The sequence below is a fragment of the Pseudomonas sp. PK-RTE-24 genome (genome assembly GCF_054052265.1).
This window is the reverse complement of record NZ_CM133224.1, coordinates 5115280-5133627: the sequence shown is the minus strand read 5'-3', so window position 1 is coordinate 5133627 and position 18348 is coordinate 5115280. Positions and strand designations below refer to the sequence as shown.

Genomic DNA, 18348 nt, shown 5'->3' with positions numbered 1-18348 from the left:
TCTTAACGGTTCTGTTCCGGATTCCACTGGGCATACCGCTGACCGCGCAGGAACTGCCACAGGCCGAGACTCATCCCGGCGAGGGTGACCAGCAGAAACGCGGCGAGGCGGAACGGTTTCGGCAAGCGGTGTTGCGCATCCAGCAGCCCGGCAATTGCCACGCTGTAGCCGAACAGTTGCGCGATCAGGCTCAGGCGATAGAAAGCGTGCTCGTCCCACAGCCAGCAATTGCTCAGCAGCAATGGCAGCAGGAGTACCGGCGCCAGGCGGCGGATCAGTTTGTGGCTGATCAACGCCAGGGAATACAGGCCATGCTTGAGCGGATTGAGCAGTTCGCGGCGCTGGGCCAGGCTTTGCAGGCCGCCGACGGTGACGCGCTGACGGCGGCGAAACTGTTTGTCCGCCTCGTCGACGCCATGGTCGATCACTTGCGCTTCGGGCACGTAGACGATGCGCTTGCCGGCTACCGGCGCGCAGGTGCTGATAAAGAAGTCGTCGTTGACCTCGGCCGGTACGTTCTGGAACAGCTCGCGGCGCAGGGCGAGCAGGGCGCCGTCGGCCGAGACCATGCAACCGGTGCGGTTCTCGACCCGGCGCAACCAGCCTTCGTAATGCCGATAGAGGCTGTCGCCGACACTCAGACCGCCACCGGTGACCGGGATCACCATGTGCCCGGCGCAAGCGCCGACCTGTGGATCGCTCAGCGGCGCGAGCAAGTGACCGAGGGTGTCGCGTGACCATTGGTTGTCGGCATCGGTGAACACCAGAATGTCGCCGCTGCTCAGGGCCGCGCCGGCATTCAGCGTGGCGGCTTTGCCCTGACGCGGCAGGTCAAGCACGGTGATGCGCGGATCAATCACTTTGTGCGCGCAGGCCACGGTGTCATCGGTAGAGCCGTCGCTGGCGAGAATGATCTGCAGCGTTGCCGGTTGATAATCCTGGGCCAGCAGCGTGCGCAACTTGTGCTCGATATGCCGCGCCTCGTTGTGCGCGGCGATGACGATGCTGACGTTCAGCGGCGGCGCCGGCGTGTGTCGCCACGCTGGAAACAGCGGCGCGAGGATCGTCAGCAACAGCGGGTAGCCGACGTAGGCGTAGACGGGCAGCAACAGGCACATCCAGAAAATGAACTCAGCCACGGGCAGGCCTCCTTGCGTTCCATTGACACAGACTCAAAATGAACGCCGCGCCGGCCAGGTGCAGGCGCAGCCAGTGCAGGCCCCACAGTTGCAGGAGCAGAATCGGATCGCGGTGCTTGATGCTCTGGCGAACGCTCAGGACCAGACCGGGGATCACGGTCAGGGTGACCATCACCGCCGCGTGATGGGGAAAGCCGTCTAGCAGTGCGGAAATCGCCAGGAAATCGAGGATCCACACCAACAACGACAATATTGGAAAGCGCAGCAGGCGCAGGCTCATGCCATGGGTGCGCAGCAGTTGCAGATGGCTGCCCTGACGCCACATTTCCTTGCCCATCCATTCGCGCCAGTTCATCTCGTAACCCCAGTGCAGCGCGACCTTGTCATTGACCGACAGCAGACGCGCGCCCTGTTCGTGCAGGCGCAGGGTGAATTCCTTGTCTTCGGCAGTGCGCAGGGCCTCGTTGAAACCGCCGACCTTGTCGAACCAGTCGCGACGCATCAGCAGGTTGGAACTGGGCAGCCAATCGACACTGTGGCTGACGCGGTGCGACGGCTGCGAAGTGCGCCGCTGCCAGGCCGTGGCGAACCATGGCGCCTCGGCCGGCGTATGCAGATCCAGGCCGAACACATCGGCTTGGCCACTGGCTTGGATGTCGAACAAGGGCTGCAACCAGGTTTCAGGCATTTCCACGTCGGCGTCGATGAAGGCCAGCCATTCCCCGCTGGCGATCGCCGTGCCGCGATTACGCAGCGCGCCGATCAACAGCCCCGGCAAGCTCAGCACGGTTGCGCCGAACTGCCGGGCAATCTGCGGACCCTGATCGGTCGAGCCGTTGTCGACCACGATCAGCTCACACTCGACATTGGCCGCGTGTGCGGCTTTCTGCGCGGCGAGCAGGGTACGGCCAATGTGCCGCGCCTCGTTGTACATCGGGATGACGATGCTGATCCGCTTCATGCCTGCGTCTCCGGGGTCAGTGGCGCCTGCTCGGCCTTGATGCGCAGGACGCTGGTCAGCGCCAGCATGATCCACACGTATTTCTGGTTCGGCGCGCTGAGGAACATCAGGAACAGGGTCAGCGACAGAAAGCTCACCCCCAGGTGGGTCATCATGTCCGCCCGATGTCCATCACCGCGCAGCATCCACGCCGCCCGCGCGCGAATCAGGTTGTACAGACCGAGCCCGAGCATGCCGACGAAGAACAGCCCGGCGGGCACGCCCAGTTCGCTGAAGATTTCCAGATAGGTGTTGTGGGCGCGGCGGTACAGATCGCCGATCTTGCGGTTGGCGGAAAACGCCTTGGCGTAACCGGTGGTCGCGTAATGCAACGGGAAGGTCCCGGGACCGGAGCCGAGCACCGGATGTTCGCGGATCATCTGGCCGCCGACGACGATGTAGGAAGCACGGCGGCCGAGGGATTCGTCCTGCGCCTTGGAGCCGGCGCTGAGGATGCTCAATGACTGGATCCGCGCCATGTAACCGGCCGGCATGGCGTAGATCGCCAGCGGAATCACGATGGCCGCACCGAGCATGACGAAACCCAGATGCCGTGGGCGGATGTGGGTCAGTTGCGCGCGGTAGTGCCAAATGCCGATGAGCAGGCTCAACGCCAATACCACCAGACCTGAGCGCGATTCGGTCTTGGTCATGCCACCGAGCAACAGCAGGCAGCAGGCGCCCCAGAACAAGCGGTGCAGCAGGTTCGGGCTGCGGATCACCAGCAGCAGACCCAGAGGAATGGCGAAGGCGATGAGCATAGCGAAGGCGTTGGGGTCTTCGAGCAGGCCGGCGGCGCGGCCCTGATCCTGAAACTTCGCCGAGAACATCGCCATGGCGCAGGTCGCGGTGACGGCGAGGGTCACCAGCCGGGCGAACAGGTCGAGGTTCAGTTCGCGGCCGATCAACAAGGTAATGACAAACAGCACCAGACCAACGCTGAGTTCGCGCAGATGCCCCAGCGACATGCCCATGTCATCGGTATTGAGCAGGCTGAGAAAATACAGAACCATGAAGCCGATCAGGCAGTGCCACAGGTTGCTGCGCAGGCGTTGCGACGGAATCTGGTGCAGCGCCAGTTGCAGCATCACGATTACCGCCAGGGAGGCGCCGAGCAACTTGCTTCCCGACACTGAACTGTCCTTGAAGAACCCTTCGAACGGCACCAGCGCGGCAATGCCGAGCAGGCCCCATGTCGGCTTGCGGTACAGGACGGTGAAACCGACCAGGCCAATCACCGCCCCCGGCGCCAGATACGGCCAGGGACTGGCCAGCAAACCGAGGCTGACCAGGGCGAACAGACTGACGATCGAGAGCGGGAAAATCATGCGCGTGTCTCCCGTGCCGTTTGGATGTACAGCTGCGACCAGCGTTCGGCCAAAGCCTTGAGGTCGTAGCGCTCCTGTTGGGTGCGTCTGGCGTTGTCGCGCAACTGCGCGGCCAGCTTCGGTTGGGCCAGCAGTGTGTCGAGCTGGCGGGCGAGGGCGGCGGTATCCGTCGGCGCCGCGAGCAGGCCGTTGTGACGGTCCTGCAGGACATCGGGAATACCGCCGACCGCGAACGCCACCACCGGCACGCCGGCCTGCATCGCTTCGAGCAGAATCATTGGCGTGCCCTCGGTGCGCGAGCTGATCACCAACGCATCGAGTTGCTGCCACCAGCCTTGCATCGCCGTCTGGTAGCCCGGCAGGCGAATCCGCTGCTGCAACCCGGCAGCATCGATGCGCGCCTGAAGGGCCTCGCGTTCCGGTCCGTCACCGAGCATCACCGCGTCCAGTTGCGGATGCTGGTGACACAATGCGATCAGCGCATCGAGGAACAGGTCCGGGCCTTTCTCGCTGCTCAACCGCCCGACGTAACCGGCCAGCCAGCGTTGCCGCTCTGCCAGCGACGGCATCGCTGGCGCCGCTGGTAAACCGTTGGGAATCACCTGCAACTTCTCCGTCCGGACGTTGGCCTGACGGTGCAGCACGGCGATACTTTCCGCCACGCAGACCACCCGTTTCACCGACGCCGTGCGGCACAGTTGCAGGCTTAGCCAGGTGTAGAACTTCTGCTTGCGACTGCGCGGCGTGAACCCGTGCTGGGTGATCACCAGCGGCAGGCGCAACAGCGTGGCGCCGACCCAGCCGAACAGCAGCCCTTTGAAGTTGTGGGTGTTGAGCAACGGTTTGTCGCCCCGGCGCTGACGCAAATGCCGCAGCAATTCGCCGAGCCCGGCACAAGCGCGAGCGTCCACCCCGGCTTCACGAAAGCGCGCGATCAGTTCTGGCGGCGCGTCGAGGAACAGCACTTGGTGCTGCCCCGGCGTGGCCAGGCAATGATCCAGCAACATCCGCTCGGCCCCGTAGAAGCCGCCGCTGCTGAGCAAATGAATGATCGGCAGGGCGACGATTGGGGTGGACACCGCGTTCAATTGCGCACCCAGTGAACCAGGCTCGGCATGGTCCAGTTCTTGTGCGGATTGCCCGGCTGCGACGTTTCTTCGTTGAGCACCAACAGCACCGGCAGGCCCAGCTCATGGCTGATTTGCGCCGGATGCTTGAAGCGGTGATCGAAGAACTCACGCACGTAGACGAACGCGATTGCCAGCAGCAGACCGGTGAACAGCCCGAACGGGATGATCAGCAGCGGTTTCGGGAACGCTGCCTCGGTCGGTTCGAACGGCGGGCTGAGTACCCGGGCGTTGGACAGGTCATCGTTGAGCGAGCGCGTGGTGCTGCTTTCGGCAAAACGCTGGGCATAGGTCGAGAACGCTGCGTGCAGCGCATCGATCTCGGTGTCCATCTGGCGCAGTTTGCTCTGGGTCTGCTGCAGGTCGCGGATGCGGTTCTTGAACTCGGCGATGCGCGCGGTTTTCTGCTCGATCACCTGCTTGACCACGGCCAGATCGGCGGTGCGTTCCTGGATGCGGTTGCTCACCACTTTGAGAAACTGCTGACGGGTGCGGGCGATCTGCTCGCGGGTCAACAGCATCGGTTCGCTGCCGGGCTGGAACACCGCCAGATCGTTCATGTAACGGCTGACCTGGCTGGTCAGTTGCTCGCCCATCTGTTTGATTTCCCGGTCCTCGAACGCCACGTTGTCGACGGTGGTGGTGAAGGTGTAGGGGAAGGTGTAGTCGTTGAGCTTGCTACTGCTGGCGGCGGCGAGCGCGGTTTTCAGATATTCGAGCCAGCGCTGGCTTTGCAGCAGGCGGTCCTGATACAGGTTCAGCGCCTGTTCTTCAGTATTGATGGCGTTGAGGCGGAAGGTGATTTCCTCCTTCGGATCCGCTGCGCCGACATTTTCCAGCAGTGCTTGACGATTACCTTCCAGGCCATCGAGACGCACTTGATACTGGTGCTTTTTGGTCTCGTAGAACGACTGCGGCAAGTCGATCGATTGCAGGGCCTGACGGCTGACCAGATAGTTCTGCAGCAGGGCGCTGACAAACGTCGTGCCTTGCTGCGGATCCGGGAAGCTGTAGGTGATCGAGATCACGTTGGAACCGGGCAGGGTTTCGATTTTCAGGCTGTCGACGGCTTGCTGGGTCAGGGCGTCGAGGGTGGTGTCACGTACCGGATCGGTTTCCATGCCGAGCCCGTCGCGAAGCGGATTGATCACGTACTCGCGCAGCGGCGTCGAGACGTAGCGCTTGAACGGTTCGCCGAGCAACTTGGCGAACACCCCGGGTGGCGGGCTGTATTCGCCGTTGTCGCGCAGTTCGCTGATGGTCTGACGGATCAGCGCTGGCGAGCGGAGGATATTGCTCTCGGTTTCCATGTCCGCCAGCGACGGCGGAATGAAGGTGGCGTTGTCCACCGTGAGCGACGTAGTGGCGTCGCCCTGAGAGAGTTTTTTCGACTGCACGATGACCTGCGCGGTGATATCGAAGCTCTGTTTGAGCAGCAACGGCAGGAGCAGGGCGATGACTGCAAAGGTCAGGAAGACGCGCTTCACCAGTTGCTTGTTGGCGAAGAAAATCCTGAAGAACTCATGCAGGTAGTTTTCCTTGGGGTTCATGTCGGTCACCTGTGAGTTAGTTGTCACTGTCTTTGTTGTCGACGCGGTAGCCGAAGCTGAAACCGACGCCCTGGAACAGCACCACATCAGCCAGTTGGCGGGCGAGTTCGCCGGCGCTGGCCAGTTTGGTTTTTGGCACGTAGAGCATGTCGTCCGGTTGCAGGTAGGCGATTTGCGGGGCGTCGCCGGACAGCGCTTTTTCGACGTCGTAGCGCACGGCTTTCACCTGATTGCCGTTGCGCCGCATGATCACCACCGAATCCAGCCGCGCCTTGACGTTGGTACCGCGCGCCAGGGTCAGCGCCTCGAGCACCGACACCGGCCGGCGGATCGGATACGAGCCCGGTTGTGCGACTTCACCCAGCACGTAGATCTCGTTGCCTGCGGTGGACTTGAGCAGCACGTCCACGGTCATGCGGCCCGGCAGTTGCGCGTACTTTTTGTTGAGGAACGATTCCAGTTGATTGACGGTCATGCCTTGCAGCGGCACGGCGCCGATTTCCGGAAAACTCGCGTAGCCGTCAGTGCCGACGGTGATCTCGCGGCTCATGCCGGTGGCCGGGTGATTGAGGGCGCTTTTCAGGTTCTGCTCGTTGCTCAGCGGGCTGATGATCTGCACGGTGAGCTGGTTGCGGTTGGGCTGGAACAGCTGTTTGCGCTGATACACGCGCTGGATTTCCTGGCGCGCTTCTTCGCTGGTCAGCCCGGCGATTTTCACCGAGGTGTTGGCGCCCGGCAGTTCGATGGTGCCGTCGGGCAGCACCAGTTGATTGCCGTTGAGCTGGCTGGCGGCGGTGAAATTCAGGCCGATCTGGTCGCCCGATTGCACGCGGTAGGCGTCCGAACCGCTGGTGCTGATATGGAAGATCACGTCCAGCACATCCTGCGGGCGCAGGGTCTGCTCGATCTTCGGCATATCGGTCGCCTGGGCGTTGGCCGGGGAGGCGGTGAGAATATTCACCGGCATGTTCTGGGTGTCGGAAGTGCTGGAGCAGCCCGCAAGCGGCAGCAACAGCAGGACAAGCATTCTGGCGTTCATGGCGTCATCCTTTGCGTTCGCTTACAGGTTTTTGTAAAGCCATTTGGGCATGTAGTACTTACGCCGGTTGAACACGCTGCCGACCACTTTCGCCCCGGCCTGAGTCAGGCGTTGCACAGCGGCCTGGGCGACTTCCCAGCGGGTGTCTTCGGCGCGCACGACAAACACCACGCCGTCGACCTGAGTACTGATGACCAGGGTGTCGGCGGCGGAATACACCGCGTCGCCGTCGATCACCACAAAGCGGTACTGGCTGCCCAACTGGTCGAGCAACGGGCTCAGGCGCTCGGCGGTCAGGTGTTCCAGCGTGCGGATCGGCCGGCCGTTGGGCAGCACATGGAATGGCAGGCTCGAGACCTGCACCACGCAGTCCTGCAACAGCGGCGGGTTGCCCGGGTTGAACAGCAGGTCGCGCAGGCCGCGCTCCTTGCCGAGGTTCATCTGCTGGGTGAGGTTGTTCGCCGACTGGCTGGCGTCGACCAGCAGCACCTGGCCGCTGCTCATCTGCGCCAGCTGACTGGCCAGTGCCAGAGCGCTGGTGGTGGTGCCGGCGCCGGGGTTGGCGGCGGTCAGGAACAGAATGCGCAGATCGAGATCCAGCACGGTCGAAGTCAGATTCGATTCGCTGGGGCTGGCGATGCTCAGGCTTTTATTGGTTGAACCGTCCATTAGCTTGCTCCGTGGCCGCTGAATACTTTGAAGGGGGTTTTCAACAGAATCTTCAGATCAAGCAGAAGGCTCTGCTCGGCGATGTAGCTGAGGTCCAACTCAACGCGCTGGTCGAAGTCGATGTTGCTGCGTCCGGAGATCTGCCACAGACCGGTCATGCCGGGGTAGATCGCCAGACGCGCGAGGTGATTGTCCTTGTAGCGGTAGGCGTTGAACGAGGTCGGACGAGGGCCGACCAGGCGCATGTCGCCGGTCACTACGTTGATCAGATTGGGCAGCTCGTCGAGGCTGGTGCGCCGCAGAAAACTGCCGATGCCGGTGACACGCGGGTCCTTGTCGATCTTGAAGTCGATGGCGTCAGCCCCGTGTTTGTTCAGGTGGCGCAGCGACTCTTTGAGGTCTTCGGCGTTGCTGACCATGGTGCGGAACTTGAACATGCCGAACTTGCGCCCGCGATAACCGGTGCGTTTCTGCACGAACAGCACCGGCCCCGGGCTGGTGAGCTTGATGGCCAGGGCCAGGCCCAGCAGCACTGGCGAGATCAGCACGAGAATCGTCAGCGCGCCGAGGCAGGCGACCACCCGGTTGGTCCGCGACAGCTGCCATGGGCGGCCGCCATCGCGGCCGCTGAGCCAGCCGCGACCCTGACGGTGGATCGCCGCGTCGAGGCGCATGCGATGTTCCGGGTCGACGCGCTTGTCAGGGCGCATCTGTGCAATCGACACACTTCTTTCATGTCCAGTCATGGCGTCCTCCGCATTCAATCAGCCGCAAGCGGCGCACGGGCAATGGGGTAGTAGTCGCGGAACCAGGCGATGAAGCGGCCCAGTCCTTCATCCAGTTCTATCCGGGGCTGGAATCCGGTGGCCTGGGCCAGATCGCTGGCCTCGGCGCAGGTGTTGAGCACGTCGCCCGGTTGCAGCGGCAGCAGCTCGACAATGGCTTGCCGATCGAGATGTTTTTCCATCAGCGCGAGGTAGGTTTTCAGTGCAACCGGCCGCTGCCCGCCAATGTTGAACAGACGCCACGGCGCCATGCTGCTGGCCGGGTCGGGCTGCTCGCGATCCCACTGCGGATTGGCTTGCGGTGGCTGATCGATGAGGCGTGCGATGCTTTCGATGATGTCGTCGATGTAGGTGAAATCGCGCTGGTGCTCGCCGTAATTGAACAGCTTCAGCGGCTCGCCTTCGCTGATCGCCCGGGCGAACTGGATCGGCGACATGTCCGGCCGACCCCAAGGCCCGTACACGGTGAAAAAGCGCAGGCCGGTGCAGGGAATGCCGAACAGATGGCTGTAGCTGTGCGCCATCAGTTCATTGGCTTTCTTGGTCGCGGCGTACAGCGACAGCGGATGGTTGACGCCATCCTTGACCGAGTAAGGCGTGTGTTGATTGGCGCCGTACACCGAACTCGACGAGGCGTAGATCAGGTGTTCGACCGGGTGGTGGCGGCAGCTCTCGAGAATGTTCAGGAAACCGTTGAGGTTGCTGTCCAGATACGCCCGTGGATTGTCCAGCGAATAACGCACCCCGGCCTGCGCAGCCAGATGGATCACCACTTGTGGCTGCTCGCGGGCAAACAGCGCATCGATCGCCGAAGCGTGGGCCAGATCCACCGTGGCCAGCGGAAAATCGCCGACCTGCTCGCGCACCCACTGCACGCGGTCGTGCTTGAGCTGCGGGTCGTAGTAGTGGTTGAAATTGTCCAGGCCGACCACCGAATGCCCGTCGCGCAGCAAGCGCAGGACGCAATGGGCACCAATGAAACCGGCGGCACCGGTCACCAGAATCTTCATGGCCGCAGCCCTTCAGGGGCGATGTGGCGCAGGCCGATGCCGCTGTAATGCAGGCCGGCGGCGGCAACCTGTTCCGGGTTGTAAAGGTTGCGCCCATCGATGATCACCTTCGAACGCAGCTTCTCGGCGAGCAGCTCGAAATCGACCACGCGGAAGTTTTTCCACTCGGTGCAGATCACCAGCGCGTCGGCGTCTTCAAGGGTGTCGTCGCGGGTTGCGCACAAGTGCAGGTCGTTGCGATAGCCGTAGATGCGTCGGCACTCGGACATGGCTTCCGGATCGTAGGCCTGCACGCTGGCGCCTTCGGCCCACAACGCGTCCATCAGGTAACGGCTGGGGGCTTCGCGCATGTCGTCGGTGTTCGGTTTGAACGCCAGGCCCCAGACCGCGATGGATTTGCCGGCCAGGCCTTGCGGAAACTGCGCGCGCAGTTTGCTGAACAGGATGTGCCGTTGGCTGTCATTGACGTCGGTGACGCTGCGCAGCAGTTTCAACGGCATGCCGTTGTGTTCGGCGGTGTGCAGCAAGGCCCGCAGATCCTTGGGAAAGCACGAGCCACCGAAGCCGCAGCCCGGATAGATGAAGTGGTAGCCGATGCGCGGGTCGGAGCCGATGCCTTTGCGCACCGCTTCGATGTCGGCGCCGAGCAGCTCGGTGAGATTGGCCAGTTCGTTCATGAAACTGATGCGGGTGGCGAGCATCGCGTTGGCCGCGTATTTGGTCAGCTCGGCGCTGCGGTTGTCCATGAACATCAGTTTTTCGTGGTTGCGGCAGAACGGCGCGTACAGCTCGCTCATCTGCTCGCGGGCAGCGTCGTCGCGGGTGCCGATGATGATCCGGTCCGGGCGCATGCAGTCGGCGAGGGCACTGCCTTCCTTGAGAAATTCCGGGTTGGAAACCACACGCACCTGCAGCTCGGTTTTTCCGCGCTGCAGCAATTCGCTGGTGGCCGTGGCCAGAACCTGATCGGCAGTCCCGACCGGCACTGTGGATTTGATGATCAGCGTGCGATCGGCCTCCATCAGGCCGGCGATCTGCCGGGCGACGTTGAGTACATGGCTGAGGTCGGCTGAGCCGTCTTCGTCCGCCGGGGTGCCGACGGCGATGAAAATCAGCTCGGCGTGAGTCACCGCATCACTGGCCTGGGTGCTGAACAACAAGCGCCCGGCCTTGATGTTTTCTTCAAGTGTTGCGGACAGGCCTGGTTCACTGATGGGCGGTACCGCTTGTTGCAGTTGTTTGATCTTGTTGGGATCAATATCAATGCATAAAACCCGATGACCGACATCGGCAAGTGCAGCGGCTTGTATAAGTCCGACATAGCCAGTGCCAAATACGCTCACGTCCATCTGCGCACCTCAATAAAACCAGAAAAGTTAACTACGGAATGAGATTGTTAAAGGGGTATAGCGCAGGGTTTGAAAAGCGTGTCAGCAAAATGACATGTTGCACGGGTATAACACTTGAGGCGTTTTTGGCGATTGGCCATCAAGTCATTGCTGCGATTGAATTTGTTCTTTCTTTGCAGATTTGTTCAGATTCAATTTAACCGACAGACGGTCTAAGTCCCCGAAATTAAAGGCTTTCATCCCCGCCGGTGTGTCAGATTTGAGTCACCGTTTTTTTGACGCTTTACCCGGCTATCAGTCATTTCTTGCGCTTTGATGGCCGGGTGCTAGTGTCAGGTTCTGACCGACAAAGCTTTGACAACCTCCCATTTCGGACGGCCGGTATCGCCATGTTCAAATACGCCAAGGAACTGCTTTTAGTTGCCTACTTATTGCTCTTTTCCGACTACTATCTGGACCGGTTAAATGCTATCGGGTGGGGTTTTAATGTACTTGTTTTTGGCGCGATGTTTTTGGCGCTTACTTTCGCGTTATATCTAACTGCCTATATACGTCAGGCTCTTGTTCGACATGCGTTCGCATTAACGCTGTTTGTTGCGGCGGTTTTTTTCGATGTCTATACCCGGGTCACGGCGGATTACCTGAGGTACAGCGATTTTGTCTCGCTGGTGTACTCCGGCGGCTTCATTCAGGAAGCGGCCTATCAGTACCGCGACGCGATCCTGCGCGCGCTGCTCAGTGGCTTGCTGCTGTTGTTCGGCATCGGGCTCAAGCCGCGTCATGCGCTGTTCATACCCAACACGTTGCGGGTCGCGGCGCCCCTCGTCGGCGTATTGATGCTCAGCGGATTGTTGTTTCTACGAGCGGGAGAGGGCGCACGTGGTCTGCCGATCATGTACACGCCGCTGGCCTACCTCAACCTGTTTGCTTACGAAGCGTTGCATGACACCGTCGGCCCGCGTGAATCGGTGACGCTCGCGCGCGCCGCGCCTGCCATCAGCCACGATATCGTGCTGATCATCGACGAAAGCATTTCCGGCAATTACCTCGACATCAACGCGCCGTTCGGCGTGCACAGTAACCTCAAGCAAGCGCCGGCCGGGGTCGATGTCTTCAACTTCGGTTATGCCGCGTCCATTGCCAACTGCAGCGCCGACACCAACGTCACCTTGCGCTACGGCGGCACCCGCGCCGATTACAGGCGCATCAACAGCACGTTGCCGTCGATCTGGCAGTACGCGAAGAAGGCCGGGCTCGGCACGGTCTACATCGACGCCCAACGCACGGCCGGCAACCTGCAGAACCTGATGACCGCCGCCGAGAAAAACGACATCGACAGTTTCGTGCAATTCGACCAGACCAGCGTGCGCGACCGCGATATGGCGGCAGCGGCGAAGCTGATCGAATTGCTCAATGACGATCGCCCCGAGCTGATCGTGATCAATAAGGTCGGCGCGCATTTTCCGGTGCATGACAAATACCCGGACGCGTTCATGGCCTACCGGCCGACGCTGCCGCGCGGGCAGTTCACCGAAGTCGCCGACACTGGCGAACGCCCCGGTTTCAATGGCCAGCCGGATGACTGGGTGCTGTATCGCAACGCCTACAAGAACACGCTGTTGTGGAACGTCGGCGAGTTCTTCGCCCGGGTGTTTGCCCAGGCCAATCTGGACAATGCGCTGCTGATCTACACCTCCGATCATGGCCAGGATCTGCATGAGCGCGGCAACCCGGGCTTGAATACCCACTGCGGCGGCGACCCGGTGGAAGAGGAGGGGCTGGTGCCGCTGGTGGTGATTCAGGGCCGTGGATTGCAGGCGCCGGACTGGGCGGCGAATCTGCCGGCAAACAAGGACCGCTCCAGCCACTACAACATCTTCCCGACGCTGCTGCAGGTGATGGGATATGACCTTGCGGGGATTGAAGCGGTATATGGCAAACCGCTGAGCGTGCCGACGGCGGATGAGTTCACTTTCAACTACCGCTTCAATGCGCGCTTGGGGGCCAAGCCTGAGTGGAAGCATATCGATCTGGACAGCATCGTTACGCCCGAGCGGGCGCCGGCGAGTGTGGCTTCGGGGCAGTGAGTTTTGGGTTGCTCGGGCGGGCCTCTTCGCTGGCAAGCCAGCTCCCACAGGGTTCGAGGTTGTTCACAAATCCTGTGTCAGCACTGGCCTCTGTGGGAGCTGGCTTGCCAGCGATGGGGCCAGCACTGACACCAGCCAATTCAAAGCTTCAGCCACCGCGCGCGATACTCCCCAGGCGCGCACTTCAGCCAGCGCGCGAAAGCCCGGTTGAATCCCTGCACATCGCTGTAACCCAAGCGATCCGCCACGTCGACCAGCTCTAGCGCCCCGGACTGCAACAAGTCCTCGGCACGATAGCGCCGATGCTCATCAAGCAGTTCGCTGAAAGTCCAGCCCAACGCCTTCAAACGCCTTGCCGCCGTGCGCTCAAGCACATGCTGTGTAGCACAGAACTGCTGCCAATCCGCTGAAGCCAGATCTTCGATCAGATAATCGCTGAGCTGTCCGAGCAAGGTCGATTCACTGAGACATCGGGTCTGTTCCAGCAGATCGACAAGCGTTGTTTCCAATGCCGGATTGCCCGGTGTCAACGGCATCACGAACAGCTGAGGATCCAGATGAATCGCCGCGCACGACTGCTCTGCGCTCACCGGGGCGCGCAACGCCGATTCATGTTCCTCACGGCTGGCCGACACCAGAGCCACGCCCAGCACCGGATCACGATTCACGCCGCTGGCGAGCAATTTGCGCCGCACCAGGCTGCACAGGCTGACAAGGATGTAATCGGTCAGCGCCGCCGGAGCACCCAGACTGCCGGCTTCGACCAGACGCAGTGTTACGCCGTCATCTTCACGCAGGATTTGCACACGGAAATGTCCGTTGAAAAACGCAAAGTACTCGGCGAAAAACGCACAGGCACGTTCCAGCGACACGGCGACATCGAACAGATAGGTCAGCCCATTGGTGGCCGTCGAAACGAAACGTTCGCCCGCCGCCAGACCGATCAGTGGATCCCCGCTCTGTTCCACGGCAAACGCCCAGAAGCGCCGTGACATCAGCAGCGGCATGCGCGTGAACGGCGTGCGCAGATCGAACAGGCTGCGGCGCAGCTGCGCTTCGATGGCGTCTTGGGTAACGCCGCGCGCGAGCAATTCTTCAATGGCCGGCAGCAGGGTCGGCGCGTAAAAAGCGTTGACGGATTGCGGATGGGTTTTGCTCATGTTGCGCGCGCGTCTCCCGTCGCTCCGTTAGCCGCCAGCAAACGCTGATCGACGCTGAGGATCGCCTCGATCATCGCCCGCGCTGCTGGCGTCAGGGTAAAACCGGCGCGGCTGACGATGCCGTAACCCAGTTGCAGCGCAGGCTCGTCATGGGGGACGTCGACAAAGTCGAGCAGCTCGATCAGGCCTCGATCAAGTTGTTCACGCAAGGCCTCAAGCGTGGCGAGCCCCACCGCGTCTGAACGCAGCACTACGCGCTGAATCGCGTCAAATTGTGCGCACTCGACGCTTGGGGTGAAGTCCTGCTCACCGAGGATATCGGCGAGCACCTTGCGGATCATCGGTGGAATGCGCGTGCCGACGATCGGGTAATCTAGCAGGGCGCGCAATCGCAGGTCTCGTTGCGCGAGGAGCGGATGGCCGGCGCGACAGAAAAACCGTCCCGGCCGCGTGCGCAGCAGATGCACCTGATACTGCGGATCGCTGACAAAGTGCCGCGCATCGGCGACGAAAAACTCGATCTGCTGCTCGCGCAACCACAGCGACAATTGCTGCCAGTCGCCCTGATGAAACCGCGTGCGAATCGCCGGATGCGCATCAATGAAGTCGGCCAGCGCTTCCGGCACCAGCACCTGCGCCGGATACGGGCCGCAACCGAATTGCAGTTCGCCGCCGGTGAGGCCGTTGTATTGCGTCAATTCGTTGTGCAGCGCCTGACTGCCAGCGAGCAGGCGCCGCGCATGTTGCAGCACCAGTTGGCCTTGCCCGGTCAGGCGAAACTCACGGCTGCTGCGCTCGACCAGTTCGCAGCCGAGATCCCGTTCCAGAGTCTGGATGCTGCGGCTGAACGCTGGTTGGCTGAGGTTGATCGCCTCGGCGGCGCGACCGAAGTTGCGGTAATCAGCGAGGGCGATCAAGTGGCGAAGCTGGCGAAGATCCATCATGCATCTCCTGCATTTTGTGAATACTTTTAATGCATTGGATCGATAGCACGTCCGCTGGCATAAGTACACGCCTGTTCTTCGATGGCCGCCTTCATGTCTCAGCCTCTGTTCGCGTCCAGCGCGTTCACCCGCACGATTCTCGCGCATGCTCGCCAGTCCGGGCTGTGCCCGCAACGCTTGATGGCGCGCGTCGGGATCTGCCCGTCTGTGCTTGCCAGACAGCATCAATTGATCGCCGCACAAGCGCTTGAACGGTTGTGGCGTGAGTGTGAATGGGCCGGGGTAGCGCCGACGTTTGGCTGCGAACTGTCCGACGGGATGGCGACCGATTGCCTGCAAGGACTGAATATTCTGCTCGACTCGGCCGCGACCCTGCGGGCCAGTCTGAAGTGCTTCATCGACTGCTTGCCAAGGGTGATCAATTACATTGCGGTGGAATTGGTCGAGGCGGGCGATTTTGCTCATTTGCGCCTGCGTTCGCAGCAGGGGCAGCTCCATCATTTCGCTCTGGATGCGGCGGCGATAACGCTGGTGCGCAACATTGCCCGTCGACTCGGCGGGGCGCCTGGAGATTTGTTTGTGAGTGTCAGCCTGCGCCCCGCGCAAATGGCCGGTGGCTGGCTGCGTGGAGTGGGTATCGCGGTGGAGCAGGGCGAGCATCTGTGCCTGACCTTGCCGCGCTCCAGGCTCGATCAGGCTTTGCTGGGCGCCAACCCGTTTCTGCACCAGAGCATGCTGCGCCACTGGCACGCTGCAACTTGTGCGCCTGCGCGTGAGGACAATCTGACGATGGCGCGGCACTGGCTGACGGCGGGTGATCAACCGATCGAGCGGATCGCTGAGCGGCTGGGTTATCGCCAGCCGAGCAACTTTATCCGCGCGTTCCGCAAACAGTTCGGGATTACGCCGAAGCAGTTTCGGTTGAATCCGGGGCAGGTTTGTTGAAAGCAGGATTGAGGTGATTGATCGTTATTGAGGGTGCCAGCAAGATTTCCCCCCTCACCCCAGCCCTCTCCCCCAAGGGGGCGAGGGGGAAAGGGAGCCGATCTTCATGGCGTTCGGAATCTGAGTTCTACTCGGTATCCCACCTCGGCGTATCTCGTACATCCAACACGGTCAGTCCCCTCTCCCTTTGGGAGAGGGCTAGGGTGAGGGGCTTTTGACTTACGGCGTGACGATATTGAACTGCGGCCCGAACGTATCCAGGCTGCCCATCAATAATCCGAATTTCTGACCATTGCCCTGCAACTTCACCAGTCCTTTTTGCATCGCCGTCGGGAAGTCCAATTGCTTCAGGCTGATCTTCTCCAGCGTATCGCGGCTCAGGCTGACGCTCGCATCCGCCGCCGGATTCAAGCCGGCGCGGTGAGTCAGCACGCCGTTGCGCAGGGTCAGGGTGAAATCCTTTTGCACATCGTCGAACGTCCAGTTCAGCGTCAGGTCATGGGCCACGGCTTTGTCGCTGTCCAGGCGTACCGCGAGGTAATCGAAGAACATTTCCGGACTCATCGCCCGGACCATGTCCACCGATACGGTATTGGCAGACTGCGGTGGTACGCCGTTGCGCAGTTCCATCGCACCGGTCAGGTACATGTTGCGCCAGGTGGCGTTCTCGCTTTGATAACCCAACTGCTCCAGCGTCTCGGCTTGAGCGTTGCGGGCATCCGCGTTGTCCGGATCGGCGAACAGCAACTGGTTGCCCAACTGCGCGGCCCATCGGTAGTCAGCACTGGCCATCGCACTGCGCATTTTTTCCAGCACCGACGCGGCACCGCCCATGGCCTCGACCGAGCGTTTAGCCGCATCGACCGGCGGCAGCGGGTTGAGGTTGGCCGGGTTGCCGTCGTAGAAACCCATGTAACGCTGATACACCGCGCGCGTATTGAAACTCAGCGAGCCGTAATAGCCACGGGTGTACCACTTCTGATCGAGCGAGCCGGGCAGTTTCTTGATTGCTTCGGCAATTTCCAGCGGCGTCAGGCCCTGGTTGAGCAAGTGCAGGGTGCGGTCGTTGATGAACGCGTACATGTCGCGCTGATCGGCGAGCAAAGTACGAATCCGCTCGCCACCCCAGGTCGGCCAGTTGTGTTGGGCGAACAGCACGTCGGCCTTGTCACCATAGCGCGCCAGGCTGTCATCGAGATATTGCGACCAGGCTTTGGCGTCACGCACCTGCGCACCGCGCGGGGTGAGGATGTTGTGCATCATCTGCGTGGCGTTTTCGGCCATGCACAAGGCTTTCAGCTGCGGTAGATAAAGGTTCATTTCCGCTGGCGCTTCGGTGCCCGGGGTCAGCTGGAATTCGACTTGCAGGCCAGCGATGGTGCGGGTTTCCAACGGCTCGGCAATCAGATCGGTAGGCGCGATCAGTGTGACCGTGCCACCGCTGGGCGCGCTCTTGCCGAGGCCAGCATCGACCTGACCTTTTTCACTGCGCGGCAACAGGCTGCCGAACTGGTACTGCGCGCGGCGGCTCATGGCATTGCCGGCCATGACGTTCTCGCTCATCACGTGTTCCATGAAGCCCGCTGGCGCATACACCTTGACCTTGCCGGACTTGACATCGGCCTCGTCGATCACCCCGCGCACGCCGCCGAAATGATCGACATGGGTGTGGCTGTAGATCACCGCGACGACGGGTTTGCGCGGGCGATGGGCGTAGTACAGATCCAGCGCCGTCCTGGCGGTTTCGGCCATGGTCAGCGGATCGATGATGATCAGCCCGTCGTCACCTTCGATGATGGTCATGTTGGCGAGGTCGAGGCCGCGCACCTGATACAGCTTGGGGCTGACCTCGAACAGACCGGCGTGGGCATTGAGTTGTGCCAGTCGCCACAGGCTCGGATTGACCGATTCCGGCGCCTTGTCTTTGGCGAGGAAATCATAGGCATTGACGTTCCAGATGACTTTGCCGGCGGCATCCTTGATCTGGCCCTTGAACGGTGCGATCAAGCCTTTGCTGACGGATTCGAAATCGGTGCGGTCGCTGAAAGGCAGGGTTTGCAGCACGGCAGCGTTGCTTGCGGCGGTTTGCACGCTTGGCGCCACCGGACCGTCAGCAGCGAGCAACGGCTGGCTCAGGCAAGCGGTGATCAGGCAGGTCAGCAGGCCACGCGGGCTCAGGATGAAACGGGGCATGGGTGTCTCCGGTTTTTTTATCG

General features: G+C 61.5%; 15 protein-coding genes. 2 read left to right on the top strand and 13 right to left on the bottom strand.

What is annotated here, in order from left to right; translation table 11 throughout:
- Nucleotides 1-2: 2 nt before the first annotated feature.
- The 10 genes from ACV8MC_RS22950 to ACV8MC_RS22905 are packed head-to-tail and all read right to left on the bottom strand — an operon-like array spanning nt 3 to nt 10996.
- The gene (locus ACV8MC_RS22950; RefSeq protein ID WP_150635726.1) at nt 3-1139 is read right to left on the bottom strand and encodes a glycosyltransferase family 2 protein; all 1137 of its coding nucleotides are present in this window, start codon (nt 1137-1139) and stop codon (nt 3-5) included.
- On the bottom strand, nt 1132-2100 hold the full coding sequence (locus ACV8MC_RS22945; protein WP_457263610.1) for a glycosyltransferase: 969 nt from the start codon (nt 2098-2100) through the stop codon (nt 1132-1134). Before ACV8MC_RS22945 ends, ACV8MC_RS22950 begins: the two co-directional genes overlap by 8 nt.
- Nucleotides 2097-3467, bottom strand: a complete 1371-nt coding sequence (locus tag ACV8MC_RS22940; RefSeq protein ID WP_457263609.1) for an O-antigen ligase family protein — start codon at nt 3465-3467, stop codon at nt 2097-2099. Before ACV8MC_RS22940 ends, ACV8MC_RS22945 begins: the two co-directional genes overlap by 4 nt.
- Nucleotides 3464-4555, bottom strand: coding sequence for a glycosyltransferase family 4 protein (locus ACV8MC_RS22935; protein ID WP_457263607.1), 1092 nt, complete (start codon nt 4553-4555; stop codon nt 3464-3466). Before ACV8MC_RS22935 ends, ACV8MC_RS22940 begins: the two co-directional genes overlap by 4 nt.
- Nucleotides 4552-6144, bottom strand: coding sequence for a GumC family protein (locus tag ACV8MC_RS22930; RefSeq protein WP_095179535.1), 1593 nt, complete (start codon nt 6142-6144; stop codon nt 4552-4554). Before ACV8MC_RS22930 ends, ACV8MC_RS22935 begins: the two co-directional genes overlap by 4 nt.
- 16 nt (nt 6145-6160) lie before the next feature.
- Nucleotides 6161-7183 carry a polysaccharide biosynthesis/export family protein gene (locus tag ACV8MC_RS22925; RefSeq protein ID WP_095179536.1) on the bottom strand — a complete coding sequence of 341 codons (1023 nt, stop codon included), beginning with the start codon at nt 7181-7183 and terminating at the stop codon, nt 6161-6163.
- Nucleotides 7184-7204: 21 nt separating this feature from the next.
- Nucleotides 7205-7852, bottom strand: a complete 648-nt coding sequence (locus tag ACV8MC_RS22920; protein ID WP_024012451.1) for a CpsD/CapB family tyrosine-protein kinase — start codon at nt 7850-7852, stop codon at nt 7205-7207.
- Nucleotides 7852-8598, bottom strand: coding sequence for a sugar transferase (locus ACV8MC_RS22915; RefSeq protein ID WP_041478600.1), 747 nt, complete (start codon nt 8596-8598; stop codon nt 7852-7854). Before ACV8MC_RS22915 ends, ACV8MC_RS22920 begins: the two co-directional genes overlap by 1 nt.
- 14 nt (nt 8599-8612) lie before the next feature.
- Nucleotides 8613-9647 (bottom strand): NAD-dependent epimerase, encoded by a 1035-nt coding sequence (locus ACV8MC_RS22910; protein WP_095179537.1) that lies wholly within the window; start codon nt 9645-9647, stop codon nt 8613-8615.
- A complete protein-coding gene (locus ACV8MC_RS22905; RefSeq protein ID WP_056784540.1) occupies nt 9644-10996 on the bottom strand; it encodes a UDP-glucose dehydrogenase family protein in 1353 nt (450 codons plus the stop codon). Before ACV8MC_RS22905 ends, ACV8MC_RS22910 begins: the two co-directional genes overlap by 4 nt.
- A 389-nt stretch (nt 10997-11385) precedes the next feature.
- On the opposite strand from ACV8MC_RS22905, the gene ACV8MC_RS22900 reads away from it, so the two are divergent.
- A complete protein-coding gene (locus ACV8MC_RS22900) occupies nt 11386-13083 on the top strand; it encodes a sulfatase-like hydrolase/transferase (RefSeq protein ID WP_457263604.1) in 1698 nt (565 codons plus the stop codon).
- A 140-nt stretch (nt 13084-13223) separates the two neighbouring features.
- On the opposite strand, the gene ACV8MC_RS22895 is transcribed toward ACV8MC_RS22900, so the two are convergent.
- Both ACV8MC_RS22895 and ACV8MC_RS22890 read right to left on the bottom strand, forming a co-directional pair.
- Nucleotides 13224-14243: a helix-turn-helix domain-containing protein gene (locus ACV8MC_RS22895; protein WP_457263602.1), complete on the bottom strand. Its 1020-nt coding sequence runs from the start codon at nt 14241-14243 to the stop codon at nt 13224-13226.
- The gene (locus ACV8MC_RS22890; RefSeq protein ID WP_457263601.1) at nt 14240-15184 is read right to left on the bottom strand and encodes a LysR family transcriptional regulator; all 945 of its coding nucleotides are present in this window, start codon (nt 15182-15184) and stop codon (nt 14240-14242) included. The genes ACV8MC_RS22895 and ACV8MC_RS22890 overlap by 4 nt, the downstream gene beginning before the upstream one ends.
- 96 nt (nt 15185-15280) lie before the next feature.
- Between ACV8MC_RS22890 and ACV8MC_RS22885 the strand changes: the two genes are divergently transcribed.
- The gene (locus ACV8MC_RS22885) at nt 15281-16132 is read left to right on the top strand and encodes a helix-turn-helix domain-containing protein (protein ID WP_457263599.1); all 852 of its coding nucleotides are present in this window, start codon (nt 15281-15283) and stop codon (nt 16130-16132) included.
- Nucleotides 16133-16351: 219 nt separating this feature from the next.
- On the opposite strand, the gene ACV8MC_RS22880 is transcribed toward ACV8MC_RS22885, so the two are convergent.
- Nucleotides 16352-18325, bottom strand: coding sequence for an alkyl/aryl-sulfatase (locus ACV8MC_RS22880; protein ID WP_457263597.1), 1974 nt, complete (start codon nt 18323-18325; stop codon nt 16352-16354).
- Nucleotides 18326-18348 lie beyond the last annotated feature (23 nt).